This is a genomic window from Plantactinospora sp. KBS50, from assembly GCF_002285795.1.
In the GTDB taxonomy this organism is placed as follows: Bacteria; Actinomycetota; Actinomycetes; order Mycobacteriales; family Micromonosporaceae; genus KBS50.
In genome coordinates this window covers 6,595,946-6,609,633 of record NZ_CP022961.1, presented here as the reverse complement: position 1 = coordinate 6,609,633, position 13,688 = coordinate 6,595,946, and the positions used below count along the sequence as shown (strand labels likewise).

General features: G+C 72.3%; 17 protein-coding genes. 4 read left to right on the top strand and 13 right to left on the bottom strand.

All coding sequences use genetic code 11. The features are described from left to right. Positions 1 to 45 precede the first annotated feature (45 nt). Both CIK06_RS28650 and CIK06_RS28645 read right to left on the bottom strand, forming a co-directional pair. Positions 46 to 1,245 carry an ABC transporter substrate-binding protein gene (locus CIK06_RS28650; protein ID WP_095568223.1) on the bottom strand — a complete coding sequence of 400 codons (1,200 nt, stop codon included), beginning with the start codon at positions 1,243 to 1,245 and terminating at the stop codon, positions 46 to 48. Positions 1,246 to 1,290: 45 nt separating this feature from the next. Further along, complete coding sequence (locus CIK06_RS28645) at positions 1,291 to 2,115, bottom strand: S9 family peptidase (RefSeq protein ID WP_095568222.1); 825 nt, start codon at positions 2,113 to 2,115, stop codon at positions 1,291 to 1,293. Between the two features lie 79 nt (positions 2,116 to 2,194). On the opposite strand from CIK06_RS28645, the gene CIK06_RS28640 reads away from it, so the two are divergent. Further along, positions 2,195 to 2,785 carry a bacterial proteasome activator family protein gene (locus tag CIK06_RS28640; RefSeq protein ID WP_095567394.1) on the top strand — a complete coding sequence of 197 codons (591 nt, stop codon included), beginning with the start codon at positions 2,195 to 2,197 and terminating at the stop codon, positions 2,783 to 2,785. Positions 2,786 to 2,816: 31 nt separating this feature from the next. Here the strand turns inward: CIK06_RS28640 and CIK06_RS28635 are convergent, their stop codons facing one another. The 4 genes from CIK06_RS28635 to CIK06_RS28620 form a co-directional block, all read right to left on the bottom strand. Further along, a complete protein-coding gene (locus CIK06_RS28635) occupies positions 2,817 to 3,632 on the bottom strand; it encodes an HAD family hydrolase (RefSeq protein ID WP_369916057.1) in 816 nt (271 codons plus the stop codon). Beyond that, on the bottom strand, positions 3,629 to 4,450 hold the full coding sequence (locus tag CIK06_RS28630; RefSeq protein ID WP_095568221.1) for an HAD family hydrolase: 822 nt from the start codon (positions 4,448 to 4,450) through the stop codon (positions 3,629 to 3,631). Before CIK06_RS28630 ends, CIK06_RS28635 begins: the two co-directional genes overlap by 4 nt. Positions 4,451 to 4,585: 135 nt before the next feature. Further along, on the bottom strand, positions 4,586 to 5,842 hold the full coding sequence (gene serS / locus CIK06_RS28625; protein WP_095567392.1) for a serine--tRNA ligase: 1,257 nt from the start codon (positions 5,840 to 5,842) through the stop codon (positions 4,586 to 4,588). 34 nt (positions 5,843 to 5,876) lie between these two features. Continuing rightward, positions 5,877 to 6,719: a hypothetical protein gene (locus tag CIK06_RS28620; RefSeq protein WP_095567391.1), complete on the bottom strand. Its 843-nt coding sequence runs from the start codon at positions 6,717 to 6,719 to the stop codon at positions 5,877 to 5,879. 174 nt (positions 6,720 to 6,893) lie between these two features. Between CIK06_RS28620 and CIK06_RS28615 the strand changes: the two genes are divergently transcribed. Both CIK06_RS28615 and CIK06_RS28610 read left to right on the top strand, forming a co-directional pair. Continuing rightward, a complete protein-coding gene (locus tag CIK06_RS28615) occupies positions 6,894 to 7,325 on the top strand; it encodes an OsmC family protein (RefSeq protein ID WP_095567390.1) in 432 nt (143 codons plus the stop codon). 159 nt (positions 7,326 to 7,484) lie between these two features. After that, positions 7,485 to 7,832: a metallopeptidase family protein gene (locus CIK06_RS28610; RefSeq protein WP_198348049.1), complete on the top strand. Its 348-nt coding sequence runs from the start codon at positions 7,485 to 7,487 to the stop codon at positions 7,830 to 7,832. Between the two features lie 37 nt (positions 7,833 to 7,869). Here the strand turns inward: CIK06_RS28610 and CIK06_RS28605 are convergent, their stop codons facing one another. After that, complete coding sequence (locus CIK06_RS28605; RefSeq protein ID WP_095567389.1) at positions 7,870 to 8,175, bottom strand: hypothetical protein; 306 nt, start codon at positions 8,173 to 8,175, stop codon at positions 7,870 to 7,872. 115 nt (positions 8,176 to 8,290) lie between these two features. Next, positions 8,291 to 8,932: a DUF433 domain-containing protein gene (locus CIK06_RS28600; protein ID WP_198348048.1), complete on the bottom strand. Its 642-nt coding sequence runs from the start codon at positions 8,930 to 8,932 to the stop codon at positions 8,291 to 8,293. 282 nt (positions 8,933 to 9,214) lie between these two features. On the opposite strand from CIK06_RS28600, the gene CIK06_RS28595 reads away from it, so the two are divergent. Next, the gene (locus CIK06_RS28595; RefSeq protein WP_095568218.1) at positions 9,215 to 9,952 is read left to right on the top strand and encodes an AIM24 family protein; all 738 of its coding nucleotides are present in this window, start codon (positions 9,215 to 9,217) and stop codon (positions 9,950 to 9,952) included. A gap of 146 nt (positions 9,953 to 10,098) precedes the next feature. Here the strand turns inward: CIK06_RS28595 and pheA are convergent, their stop codons facing one another. From pheA to CIK06_RS28570, 5 genes are all read right to left on the bottom strand, one after another. After that, positions 10,099 to 11,055, bottom strand: a complete 957-nt coding sequence (gene pheA, locus CIK06_RS28590; RefSeq protein ID WP_095567388.1) for a prephenate dehydratase — start codon at positions 11,053 to 11,055, stop codon at positions 10,099 to 10,101. Positions 11,056 to 11,064: 9 nt separating this feature from the next. After that, positions 11,065 to 11,715 carry a hypothetical protein gene (locus tag CIK06_RS28585; protein WP_095567387.1) on the bottom strand — a complete coding sequence of 217 codons (651 nt, stop codon included), beginning with the start codon at positions 11,713 to 11,715 and terminating at the stop codon, positions 11,065 to 11,067. 75 nt (positions 11,716 to 11,790) lie between these two features. Further along, positions 11,791 to 12,174 carry an ACT domain-containing protein gene (locus CIK06_RS28580; RefSeq protein WP_095568217.1) on the bottom strand — a complete coding sequence of 128 codons (384 nt, stop codon included), beginning with the start codon at positions 12,172 to 12,174 and terminating at the stop codon, positions 11,791 to 11,793. Positions 12,175 to 12,265: 91 nt separating this feature from the next. Then, entirely contained in the window at positions 12,266 to 12,724 is a 459-nt protein-coding gene (locus tag CIK06_RS28575; protein WP_095567386.1) for a hypothetical protein, read from the bottom strand. Positions 12,725 to 12,916: 192 nt separating this feature from the next. Next, on the bottom strand, positions 12,917 to 13,660 hold the full coding sequence (locus CIK06_RS28570; RefSeq protein WP_095567385.1) for a hypothetical protein: 744 nt from the start codon (positions 13,658 to 13,660) through the stop codon (positions 12,917 to 12,919). Positions 13,661 to 13,688: the final 28 nt, after the last annotated feature.

Here is a 13,688-nt window from a genome sequence, read left to right as displayed (position 1 = left end):
CCGGCCGGCCGTCGCCGGCCGTGCGACCCGGCCGGGGCCGTGCGGTCAGCCCAGCGTGCCGAGCTCGTCGACCAGGACGTTCGACAGGGTCTGCCCGTCGCTCTGCACCCGACGCAGGTACCAGGTCTGCTGCGGCGTGCGCGTCTGGTTGAACTGCCAGAACCCGCGCGGGCTGTCGATCCGGCCGACCCGGCCAAGGGCGAGGTTGAGCGCCTGCGGCGTCAGCGGACCCTCGGTCAGCCGGATCGCCTTGTCCAGCACCTGCGCGGCGTCGTACGAGGCCATCGCGTACGTCGTCGGCGGGGTCTCGTGCGCCTTCCGGTAGCCGGAGGCGAAGGTCCGGTTGGCCGCGTTGTTGAGGTCCGGCGAGTAGTTGAGCGCCGTCGTGATGCCGGTGGCCTCCTGCGGCTTCAGCTCGCCGAGCACGTTGCCCTCGGTGACGAAGCCGGATCCGTACACGTCGCCGCGGTAGCCGGAGGCGCGCAACTGCTTGATGAAGCGGACGGCGGCCGTGCCGGCGAAGAAGCAGAACAGCGCCTCGGGATCGTGCGACATCAGCGTGTCGAGGTTGGCCGAGAAGGCGTCCGAAGAGGGGTTGGTGGAGTCGGTGGTCCAGATCGGCTGACTCACCAGCCGGGGGTCGGATGCCCCGAAGCTCTTCCGGAAGCCCTCGACCGCGTCCGTGCCGGCCAGGTTCTGCGGCGAGATCGTGACGACCCTGCCCTGCCTGGAGACGCGGCTCGCCACGAACGGGCCCAACGCCTCGCCCGGCTCGTCGTTGACGAACGAGGTGCGCCAGATGTAGACGACGCTCTGCAGATCCTTCGGCGACCCGTTCGAGCCGAGCAGCGGCACCTTGGCCCGCTCGACGGTGTCCCGGACCGCCACCATGGTCGAGGAGCTGACCACGCCGGTCAACGCGAGCACGTCCTGCTTGATCAAGCCCTCGATGGCGGCCTTGCCGGCCTCAGGCGTGTCGCCCTCGTCGGCGGTGAGCAACTCGACCGGATGCCCGCCCAGCCGGTTGTTGTTCAGGTCGAGATACAGCTTGAAGCCGGCGCGGATCTCGTCCCCGATGTCGCGGTATCCGCCGGCCTCGGGCGCGACCAACCCGATCCGCACCGGGGTGGCGTCGGCCGTCGGCGCGGTCTCGGCATCGTCGTTGGCGCCGCAGGCGGCAACCAGTCCGCCACCGCTCAGCGCGGCCAGCAGCTTGAGCGCTTGCCTGCGGTCGAGTTGTGACACGATGCCTCCCACGGATGCCGGGCCGGCGCGGCCCATCTGGGCGTTCTACCCGCTCCGCAGAGTGGCGTCAATGCCACGATCACCAGCGTGCGCCCTCCGGAGGGCGCCGAGGACCTGTGGCCACGCGGGGGAAAGCGGATCGATCAACCCGAAGTGTTCGGAATCCGGAAGTGCGATCAGAGTCACCCGATCGCCGGCCACTCGCGCCCGGGCCGCGTACCCGCGACTCAACTCGATCGGCACCTGACGATCCCGTTCACCATGCACGATGACCGCGGGTACGCCGATCGGCACCCGGCGCACCGGGTCGGCCGCGGCGTACCGGTCGGGCGCCTCGTCCGGTCCGGCGCCGAGCAGGGCGGCCACCGCGCCACCGTCCAGGTCCAGCCGGTAAGCCGCGCCGAGGTCGGCCACCGGCGCCAGCGCCAGCACCCCGCCGACCCGGGCGGCCGTACCCGCGCACCAGAGCGCGAGGTGCCCACCGGCGGAGTGGCCGAGCAGGACCGGGTCGCCCGGCGGCGCCAGGCCGGTCCGTTCGGCCAGCAGCCGAGGCAGCGCCGCCACCCCGGCCGCGACGTCGTCCCCGGTCGCCGGCCAACCTCCGGCGCCGCCCGGACCGGTACGCCGGTACTCCAGCTGCGCCACCGGGTAGCCCAGGCCGGCGAGCGCGCTCGACAGCGGGCCGGTGTGTCGGCGGTCGTACTCCTGCCGCCAGAACCCGCCGTGCACCACGACCACCAGCGGGTACGTCGGGTCGGGCCGGGCGGGCAGCCGCAGGTCGGCCACCTGGTCGGGGTGCGGGCCGTACCGGACGGTGGCATCCGGCGGCGGGGCTGGCCGGACGAGCACCTCGCGCGGGTCCGCGGTCATGGCCGCGAGGCTACCCGGGGGTTGGCCCGCCGGGTCCCCGACGAGCAGCGCCGGGCCCACCTGCGCGAAGATGAACGGCATGAGCGATGGATCGGGTAACCCGGAAGATCAGGACGAGAACCGCGAGACTGGCCGCCCCGGCACGGTCGTGGTCGTCGGTCCGGACGGCCGGCCGGTCGGCACGGTGCAGACCGACGCCGACGCCTCGGGGGAGGACCCGTCCCGCCTGGTCGAGCAGCCGGCCAAGGTCATGCGGATCGGAAGCATGATCAAGCAGCTGCTGGAGGAGGTGAAGGCCGCACCGCTGGACGAGGCGAGCCGACAGCGCCTCCGCGAGATCCACCAGCGTTCGATCGTCGAGCTGGAGGACGGCCTCGCGCCCGAGCTGCGCGACGAGCTGACCCGGCTCTCCCTGCCCTTCGGCGAGAACGGCGCGCCCAGCGAAAGCGAGCTGCGCATCGCGCAGGCACAGCTCGTGGGCTGGTTGGAGGGGCTGTTCCACGGCATCCAGGCGGCCCTCGTGGCGCAGCAGATGGCCGCCCGGGTCCAGCTGGAGCAGATGCGTTCCGGCGGCCGGCAGGCGCTGCCGTCGGGTCCCGCCGGGCTGATGCCGGGCATGCCGGGCGCCCCGGCGCCGAACGAGGGCCACAGCACCGGCCAGTACCTCTGAGCCGCCCGGGGCGCTGACCGCCCGGACGGGGTCAGCGCTCGAACAGGGCGTCCAGGTACGCCGCCACCCCGTCCTCGTCGTTGGAGGCGGTGCGTTCGTCGGCGATCTCCAGCACGCTCGGGTGCGCGTTGGCCACGGCCACCGACCGGCCGGCCCAGGTCAGCAACGGGATGTCGTTGGGCATGTCGCCGAACGCGAGCACGGCGGAGCTGTCCACCCCGTACCGGGAGCAGAGCCAGGCCAGGCCGGCGGCCTTGGTGACGCCCGCCGCGGAGATCTCCACCAGACCCGAGTACGACGAGTGGGTGGCCTCGGCCAGCCCGGCGACCGCACCGGCCACCAGCTTGACGAACACGTCCGAATCGCGCTCGGTGGAGCGGACCAGCAGCTTCGACGCGGGCGCGGCGAACAGGTCGGCGGGGGAGTCGAACGGGCGTACCGACGGGTGGTCGTCCTCCTCGGCCCGGACCGGCCAGCCGGGATCGTGCCGCATGCTGCGGCCGTCCTCCACCTCGACCGCGAAGACCGCCCCGGGCACCTCGGCGCGCAACCGCCGGGCCACCTCGGCCAGCAGTTGCGGGGTGAGCGGATCGGTCCGCAGCACGGCGTCGGCGACCGGGTCGTACACCACGGCGCCGTTGGCGCAGACGCTCGGGATCGGGGCGGCCAACTGGTCGTAGACCACGGCCAGCCAGCGCACCGGGCGGCCGGTGACCAGGACGACGTGGGTTCCCGCGTCGACCAGCCGGGCCAGCGTGTCGGCGGTCCGGCGGGTCAGCGTGCGGTCGCGGTGGATGAGCGTGCCGTCGATGTCGGTGGCGACGAGCCGGGGCAGGCGTCCCATCATCGGGAGAGTAGTCGATCGAGGTAAACCGCCACCCCGTCGTCGTCGTTGCGCAGGGTCACGTCGTCGGCGATCGAGCGGACCGCCGGGTGCGCGTTCGAGACGGCCACCCGGGCCCAACCGGCCCAGTCGAACATCGGCAGGTCGTTCGGCATGTCGCCGAAGACGAGCACCTCGGCCGGATCGACGCCCAGGCTCTGCGCGACCACGCTCAACCCGGTGGCCTTGTCCACCCCGGGCGGGCAGATCTCGATGAATCCGAGCCCGGCCTGGGTGAGGCTGGCGCTGGTCGGCGGGATGATCTCCCGCGCCGTGGCCAGCAGCACGTCGACGTCGTGGTTCGCGGTCCGGACGAAGGCCTTGATCACATCGGTGCCCAGACACTCGTGCCGGCTGCGCGCCTCGAACGCGTCCTGGTAGGGCCAGCTCGGGTCGTGGTCGCCCCACAGCGGTGCGCCGGGCAGGTCGGAGGCCTCCACCATCACCGTGAGCGGACCCACGGCGTCCTCCAGCAGGGCGAGCAGTTCGGCCAGCACCGGGCCGGCCAGCCGCTCGTCCAGCAGCACCAGCGGGCCGGCGGGCTCGGTCTGGTCGACCACCCGGCCGCCGCCGGCCATCACCAGGAAGTCGGCGGCCCGGATGTCGTTTCGGGTCAGCTCGGTCAGCCGCGGCCCGCGCCCGGTCGCGCCCACGATCGGGATCCCGGCGGCGCGTACCCGGTCCAGGGTCTGATGGGTGAAGTCCGACACGGTGTTGTCGCTGCGCACCAGCGTGCCATCGAGGTCCGTCGCGATCAGCTTGGGCAGTCCGGGCCGGGGCATGGCTTCCTCCTTCACCACCCCGTCCACCGGGACGTCGCTACGCTGCGTGTAACCGGTGCGACGGGGCAGCAACCGTACCTCGCGCCGGATGGCTCGGCCATGACTTCCGGGCGAAGAGGTGGGCAACCCGCGTGGTCAACGGGGTTCGAGCAGGTCTCGGCCGCCCAGGTAGGGCTGGAGCGCCTTGGGCACCCGTACCGATCCGTCCGCTTGCTGGTGGTTTTCCAGGATCGGCACCAGCCACCGGGTGGTGGCGAGGGTCCCGTTGAGGGTCGCGGCCGTCTGCGGCCGGCCCTGCGCGTCCCGGTACCTGATGTTCAGCCGCCTGGCCTGGAAGGTGGTGCAGTTCGAGGTGGAGGTGACCTCCCGGTAGCGCCCCTGCGACGGCACCCAGCCCTCGCAGTCGTACTTCCGGGCCGCGCTGCTGCCGAGGTCGCCGGCCGCCACGTCGATCACCCGGTACGGGATCTCGACCTTGGCCAGCAGCTCCTCCTCCCAGGCCAGCAGCCGGAGGTGTTCCTCGTGCGCCACCTCCGGGCGGCAGTACGAGAACATCTCGATCTTGTCGAACTGGTGCACCCGGATGATGCCCCGGGTGTCCCTGCCGTACGAACCGGCCTCGCGGCGGTAGCAGGACGACGAACCGGCGTAGCGCACCGGCTCGGCCAGGTCGAGGATCTCCCCGGCGTGGTATCCGGCCAGTGGCACCTCGCTGGTGCCCACCAGGTAGAGGTCGTCGGCCTCCAGCCGGTAGACCTCGGCGGCGTGCGCCCCGAGGAAGCCGGTGCCCTCCATCGCCTCGGGCTTAACCAGCGACGGCGTGATCATCGGGGTCAGGCCGTGCTCGACGGCCTGCGCCATGGCCAGCTGGAACAGGCCGAACTGGAGCAGCGCGCCCACTCCGGTGAGGAAGTAGAACCGGCTGCCGGAGACCTTCGCCCCGCGCTCGACGTCGATGGCGCCGAGCAGCTCGCCCAGCTCCAGGTGGTCCCGAGGGTGCTCGATCGCCGGCCGGTCGCCGACCTCGCGGAGCACCACGAAGTCGTCCTCGCCGCCGGGCCGCACGCCCTGCTCGACGACGTTCGGGATGGCGAGCTGGGCGCCGCGCAGCTCCTGTTCGGCCTCGCCGACCGCCGCCTCCGCGGCCTTGACCTCGGCAGACAGCTCACGGGTGCGGGCCAGCAACCCGGCCTTCTCCGCGCCGGTGGCCCCGGGTACCCGCTTGCCGAGCTGCTTCTGTTCCGCGCGCAGCGCCTCGAACCGGCCGATCCCGGCCCGCCGCCGCTCGTCGGCACGCAGCAGGTCGTCCACCCGGGACTCGGGTTCACCCCGCAACCGTTGGCTGGCGCGTACGGCGTCCGGGTCCTCGCGGAGCAGGCGGAGGTCAATCACGGAAGACCAGCCTACCGGTGGCAATGGAACCGGTTCATCCCGATATCTCATCGGGGTCGGCGCCGCGGCGTTGCCGGCGGACGACCGACGGCCGGCTCTGCGGCCCATCCAGCGTGTTGGCGCGGCGCGGATCGACCGGCGGGGCGGCGGTCACCGTGAGATCCATCGGCTCGGGCGGACCCTCGCGGACCGGATCCCGCCCGCTCCGCGGTGCCGGCGCCCCGGCCGTCCGCGGCGAGCCGCTCCCCGGCGTCCATGCCGGCCCGGCGTCCTCGGCCGGGGTCGCGACCGTGCCGGCCGGCGGCTCCGGATCGGCCGGATCCCGGTCGGCCCACTCCGGGCCGGCGATGGCTCCCGGCGCGGTTCCCGGTGCGGTCTCCGGCGCGGCCCGGTCACCGGCGGCGGCCAGTAGCAGCGCCAGGCCGAGCAGCAGCACCGCGAGGACGGCGGCGTACAGCCCGCGGCCGTAGCCGACCTGGAAACCCTCCGGCGGGGTCAGGTAGAAGACCCGGGTGCCGACATCGTCGAGCGAGTTGGCGGCGCTGGCCAGCAGCCCGAGCAGCGCGACGGCGAGACCCAGCCCGGCCACCCGGGCGTCGTGCCGGACCCGCGGGGAGCCGGCCAGAACCAGGGCCACGCAGGCCACCAGGGCGAACGTCCCGAGCAGGTACGCGGTACCGACGCCGCCCACCTCGGCGACCCCGGCCGGTACGCGCGCCGTGGCGCTGCCGTCCGCGCCCGCCCCGGGCACCAGCATGATGGTCCATTCGCCGAACATCGACCCCAGCGCGGCCACCGCGCCGAGTCCCGCCGCGGCGGGTGCGTACCGGCGACCCCGGCGACGCAGGCCGGCAAGCCGGCGGAACTCCTCGACCATCGCCGTCCTTTCGAGCGCAGGGAGGAAACCCGACAACCGTTCCTGTGTATAGCAAGGCGGTCCCGGTCGGCCAGGCCGCCGCGCCCCCGGTCCGTGGATTCCGTCCCCACCATCGTCGCCGGAATCACCGCTGAGCGCATCGCCCCGGACGCGCCGGTGCGTTAGCGTCGGAAGATGCCAATCAGAACCGCCGCCGCGCAGTGGCAGGGAAATCTGACCGAGGGTGCCGGCACGATCAAGACCGGCAAGGGCGGCTTGCAGGGGGCGTACTCCTTCAAGTCCCGCTTCGAGGAGGGTGCGGGGACCAACCCCGAGGAGCTGATCGGCGCCGCACACGCCGGCTGCTACTCGATGGCCCTCGCCAAGGCGCTCTCCGACGCGGGTCACGTGCCGACGTCGGTCGACACCGAGGCCCGGGTACACCTGGACAAGACGGACGCCGGCATGACGGTCACCCGGATCGAACTCGTGACCGGGGTGGTCGCGGCGGGGCTGGACGCCGACGAGTTCAGCAAGATCGCCGAGGCCGCCAAGGAGAACTGCCCGATCTCCCGCCTGCTCTCGCCGGGTGCGCAGATCAGCCTGGATGCCCGACTCAACTCCTGAGATCCTGATCACACGCTGGGCCCGTCCGGCCCACCGATCGGGGGCAGACGGTCGTCGCTGAAGGGCGATCGGGCCGCCTGCCCCGATCGGCACACCGCCGCCGGTCGGCCGCGGGTGGCCCCGGGTGGCCGGGCCGGCGGCACAATGGGTGCCGTGCCGGTGGAGATGGATCGAGAGCGCTTCGAGGAACTGGTCGGCGAGGCCCTCGACGAGGTGCCTGAGGAACTCCTCGGGCTCATGAGCAACGTCGTCATCCTGGTCGAGGACGAGTCGCCACCCGGCGAGCCCGAACTCCTCGGCCTGTACGAGGGCCACGCCCTCACCCAGCGCGGCTGGGACTACGCCGGCGTGCTGCCCGACCGGATCCTCATCTACCGCGGACCCATCCTGCGCCTCTGCGAGGACGAGGACGAGGTGGTCGAAGAGGTGGCCGTGACCGTGGTGCACGAGATTGCCCATCACTTTGGTATCGACGACGAACGGCTGCACGATCTCGGCTGGGCGTGAGGCGGTGCTCGCGGCCGATCGTGTTCAGCCGTTTCGGCTAGCCAGAGAGCGGGTGGTAGGAGGGCTGGAAACTGCGCGCTTCACCGATGGCCCGCAGGTGGTAGGCGTGGGGCGTGTCCTGCCAGTGCTCGAATACGTGAGGTAGTCCAGCGGTTACGGTCCCGGTCAGTAGTGCGAGGAACATCTGCCCACGAGCCTTGATGGGCGGCACTCCGATCCAGTGGAGGCCGTGCATGATGAGGGCCGCCCGTTCCTCAGGGTCTTCGAGCTGGCGAGAATCGAGGGTGATGATCGCGTCGAACTCGGACTGACCGAGGTAAGCGAACAGGTCGCGGTCATCCATCCCGAGGGCGTTCGACTGTTGGGCGTTGCGGAACCTGTGACCCTGGAAGATCTCGTGAGAGGCTGCCCGAGTTTAGGCGGCAGGTTCTCGTCGATAAAGAGTTTCAGGGAGCCGGTCACGATGCTTCGCGGACCGCCCGCACTCGTGCATCGAACCGGACCGCCGACGACGCTGCCTCGGGAGTGACGTCGGGGTAGTAGTTCGCGACCTCGTCCGGTGTGACCGTCTCGCCATCGACAAGGTTCGCAATCGTGTCGTATGGGACCCGTGTTCCCTCTATGGTCGGCCAACCGCCGAGACGCTGAGGACGAACTTGCAGGTGGGCGGCAGGCCGGTAGAAGTCGACCACCTCCTCGTTGCGGAAGTTCGTGAACGGCCGCGCAACGTCGTCGAAACTCATCACGGTGGGTTGCCCGGGGCGGACCACCAGGTCAAGACCATGGCCGTCGGTGTTCTCGACCCAGATCGTCTCACCGTCAGTGCAGAACCGGTACGCGGACCGGTGCTCAGTCAGGTCGTAGACGTCGAGGTTCGCGACCGCACGCGAGATGCGTTGCAAGGACGTCTGTGCGCGAAGCGCGACGATTGCTCGCAGCCAGACAAGATCACGGAACGAGTACAGCGGCGGGTTCTTCGGGTTGATCTCGGGGACGACCAAGCCCTTGTCCGCCCAGGTGCGCAACTGATTGAGCGTCGCGCCCGTGAGTACGGACGCAAGCGGTGGCTTGAAAGTCACTGCGCCCCCCTCCTGTGCCATCAGTATTCCACGGAAGCATCGTTGATCGGCTCTATGCGAAACCCGCCAGTTGCGGCGCCCCAGCCCGGCCGGCGTCGCTGTCGGACGGGTCGTCGAACGACGAGGTGGGGCTATCGACGACGAACGGCTGCACGATCTCGGCTGGGCGTGAGGCGGGTTCGGCAAAACGGTCGTTTCTCGCGGTTGACCGGAGTACCTAGCCTGAGCCGTGTCCGACCGCCCGGGCTGTCGATGCCCGGCGGCGGGCATCGGCGGTACCCGCTCGACCAGGAGGAACGTGAGATGCGCAGCGCGCTGTTCGCCGCAGAGAATCTGGAAAAGGAATCCGACCAGCCCGGCATGCGGCTGCAGAACTCCAAGCTGCTCAAGATCGAGCTCAACGGCGAGGCGATGGCCCGGGTCGGCTCGATGGTCGCCTACCAGGGGCAGGTGCAGTTCCATGCGCTCGGCTCCGGCGGGATCGGCAAGTTCCTCAAGCAGAAGCTGACCGGCGAGGGCGTGCCGCTGATGAAGCTCACCGGCCGCGGTGACGTCTTCCTGGCCAACCTCGCCGCCGACGTACACATCATCGACCTGGAGCCGGGCGACGCACTGTCCATCAACGGCTCCAGCGTGCTCGCCTTCGACCCGAGCCTCAACTACGACATCAAGATGGTCGGCGGCGCCGGGATGATGTCCTCGGCCGGCCTCTTCAACTGCGTCTTCACCGGGCAGGGCCGGATCGCGATCACCACCAAGGGCACCCCGGTGGTGCTCAACGTCGACCAGCCCACCTTTGTGGACCCGCAGGCCGCGGTCTGTTGGTCGGCCAGCCTGCAGACCGGCTACCACCGGGCCGAGCAACTCGGCCTCGGCACGCTGCTGGGCCGCCGCACCGGCGAGGCGTTCACGATGAGCTTCGCCGGCCAGGGCTTCGTCGTGGTGCAGCCCTCCGAGGAGCCGCCGGTCGGCGGCGCCGGACACGGGCACCAGCAGGAACAGCAGCAGGGCGGCCTGCTCGGCGGGCTGCTCGGCAACTGACCGTCCCATCCGGACCGGCCGGGGGCGGACCCGCCGGGTCGACCCGCCCGCCCTCGGCCAGACCGGCCGGTCCGGCCGCCCGCGCTCGGTCCGGCCGCCCGCGCTCGGTCCGGCCGCCCGCGCTCGGTCCGGCCGCCCGCGCTCGGTCAGGCCGGCTGCCCGGCGCGGATCCGGGACAACCAGGCCAGCGAGTCCGCCACGTCCGCATCGGAGAGTCCCGGCGGCGCCGGCAGCGGCACGTCGGCCGCCGTGCCGGTCCACCGGTGCCGCGGGTACGAGCCGAGAAAGCGCACGTCGGCGCAGGTCCGGCGGAGACCCTGGAGCGCTTCACCGAGCCGTACGTCGGCGACGTGCCCGGTGCAGTCGAGGAAGAAGGCGTACCGGCCCAGTCCCTCGCCCGTGGGCCGGGACTCGATCCGGGTCAGGTTGATGCCGCGTACCGACAGTTCGGTGAGGACCGCGAGCAGCGCGCCCACCCGGTCGTGCGCGATGTAGACGGCCAGCGAGGTCACGTCGTCGCCGGTGGGCGGCGGTGGCGGGCCGGGGCGGCAGACCATCACGAACCGGGTCACCGCGTCCTCGTGGTCGGCGATGGACGCCGCCAGGATGGCCAGCCGGTGCCGGCGGGCGCCGATGGGCGCGCAGATCGCCGCGTCGTACCGGCCGTCCGCCGCGTCCGCCGCGGCCGCGCCGTTGGACAGCACGTCGACCACCGTGGCGTCCGGCAGGTGCGCCCGCAGCCAGTGCCGGCACTGCGCCGACGCCTGCGGATGCGCGGCGACCGTACGGATCCCGGACCGCTGCGTGCCGGAGCGCGCGGCGAGTTGGAACCGGACGGACAGGACGATCTCCCGGGTGATCACCAACGGGTCCCCGGCGACAAGTTCGTCCAGGGTCACCGCCACCGCGCCGCCCACGGAGTTCTCCAGCGGCACCACCGCGGCGTCGAAGTCGCCGGACCGTACGCCGTCCAGTGCCTCCGGCACGCTGCGGGCCGGGGTGCGGGCGCCGCGCTCGGCGGCGGGGATCGTCCGCAGGGCCTGTTCGGTGAAGGTGCCCTCGGGTCCGAGGTAGACGAAGCGGCTGGGCGGTGTTCCTGGCATCCGCCCAGCCTACGCAGCCCCTGCCTGGCCGGCGGCGGCATCACAGGCCAGTGCCCGGATCGCGTCCGGAGCAGCGGTGCGGACGTCGATGCTGCACACGTCGGTGCCGGCGGTGACCGCTACGAGCTTGCCGTCCTGGCGCCGGGTCACCACCTGGAGGGGGTCGCCGCCGGAGACGTCGAACTCGGTGAACTGCCAGTCCGCCGCGCAGAGCGGGCCGGTGGCCGCCGTGCCGTTCACCGTCGCCGGGATCAGGCCGGACCGGTGCACCGCGGCGAGCACCTCGGCGGCGCTGGGCTGACCGGCGCAGGCACGGGCCACCGGAGGCGGGCTCGGCAGCCCGGGCACCACCGCGCCCGGCAGCGGCGGGACGCTGGCCGGCAGGGGTGGGACGCTTCCGGGCAGCGGCGGCACCGCGCCCGGGCTGCCGGAGGCGCCGGGCAACGAACCGCCCGGCACCGCCGGGCCGCCGGGTGCTCCCGGCACGCCGGACGTCGTCCCGGTGGGTACCGGCGGGCCGGTCCAGCCCGGCGTGGCGCGCGGTTGGGGCGGCGCGCCGCAGCCGGCGAGCAGCCCCGTCCCGGTGAGGAACGCGATGCCGGCGAGCACGGTGAGGGTCGGCGCGGCGCGCCGGAGACGCATGGCGGAGGGCCGGAGCACGGTACGGGCTCCTCGATATCGACGGTGGTCAGCGATCGGCTCATCGTAGAGCCTCCGGCTGGGAGGTGGCCCCGCTCAGCCGGCGATGCGGTGGCCGGCCGCGGTGAGCGCCGCCAGCGCCTCACTGAGCCGGACCGTCGGCACCAGGAGATAGTCCGTGTCGTAGGTGGAGAAGGCCACGATGTTCACCCGGGCCTCGGCCAGCGGCCCGGCCAGCGAGGCGAGGATCCCGGTCAGCGCGAGGTCCATCGGCCCGATGACCTGGAGGCACCGCCACGGGGTCTCCACCACGGCGTCGGCCGGCACCCGGTCGCTCGGGCAGATGACCGACAACTCGTCGGCGGTGCAGGTGACCGAAACGACGCCGTCCGCGCCATTCAGCAGCCCGCCGGGCACCGCCGTGCCGGCCGCCAGCCGGCACACGGCGTACTCCCCGGGCAGCAGCGCGATATCCAGCATGAGGATGACCATACGGTGACCGGCGACCACAGCCCAACGTCGTACCGGTGCGGCGAGCGACACAGCCAGTGCATTTCCGCCGATTCGCGGATCACACCTCGGACAGGAAGGTGAGCGAACCGGCCACCGAGCCGTCCGCCGCCAGCAGCGGGGCGGCGATGGCGTCCACGGTCGCGTCCGGATCGCCGACGGCCGGGGTCGCGACCCGCATCAGGCCGCGAGCCAGCCGCTGCGAGCTGATGGCGAGCAGCGGCGGGATCTTTTCGGCTTCCTGTTCGCTCAGCTCGGCCCGGGCGGCGGTGAAGTCGAGCAGTCGCAGCCCGTTGTCCAGCAGCGGACGGCCGACGGCCTCGGCCGGGGAGCCGAGCCCGAGCAGCGTGCAGCAGGACCGGGAGACCGCCGAGACGATCGTGTGCACGTCGATGACCAGGCATGGCTCCGCAGCCGCCGAGACGGTGCCCACCCAGCGGGAGAAGCTGTCCGACTCGTGCGTCGACGTCGCGGGCGCTGGGACGAACGCTTCCGTAAGGGAGAGTTCGACGTGGGCCACCGCGCCTCCTATGCAACCACCGGCGGAACCACGCTAACGTGTTCCGCCCCGTAACGTCACCCTGCCTCCGGCGGTGGGCCCCGCCTCGGTGGTCCGGCCGAACTCAGGTCGCCGGGGACGTCCCCGCCAGCGGTTGCCCGCCAAAGGACAGCGGTTGCCCGCCAAAGGACAGCGGTGGCGCTGGATGCGACGTTACCGGCGGGTGGCCTGCTTGTCAGCGGCCGTTCGGCCCTCGGCGTACCACCGGTAGTCGGCGGCTGCCGACTGCGGTCCGAGTCCCCAGGTCGCCGGTGCGTTGGCGACCTGGTACAGCTTGTCGGCCGTGGCCGGGCTGATCCGTTCGCCGCCGGCCACCAGCAGCCGGTCGAGTTCCCGGTGGGTAGCCACCAGGCACTCCTTGGGCAGACCGTACACGCTGATGACACCGGAGCCGACAAAGGTCAGCACCGGGGCCACCGGGATGTTCAGGCCCACCGCCTCGGACAGCGCCCGGCTGGCCCGCCTGGCCTCCCGACGGGCGTCGGAGACGTACGTCGGGCGCTTGCCGTTGATCTGCACGACGTCCCCGGCCACCATCACCCGGGCCCGGCCGTGGTCGGCGACCGTCACCGCGAACAGCCCGCTGGGGCCGATCGCCAGGAACCGGTGGCGTTCGGCCACGCCGTCGGAATCCAGCAGCGCGGCCGGGGTGTCCGGCGAGGGAAGCTCGGCGACGTGCCACGCGGGGCCGAGGTGGTCGAGCCGGCTGAGCGCGCGGGCACCCGCGGCTTCGAGTCGGCGGGCCTCGCGTTCGGCGCGGCGGCGTCGGGCCCACTCCAGTGGGTTGGGCCGTACGGGTTCGAGCGCCCCGCGGGAGCCTGGCGCCTCCGCGGCGGTGCTCCCGGGCGGCAGTGCCCGACCTGGGGGCATGGTGCGTCGGGCGGGAAAGACAGTCATAGCGACCTCCGGCAAAAGGTCTCTTGAA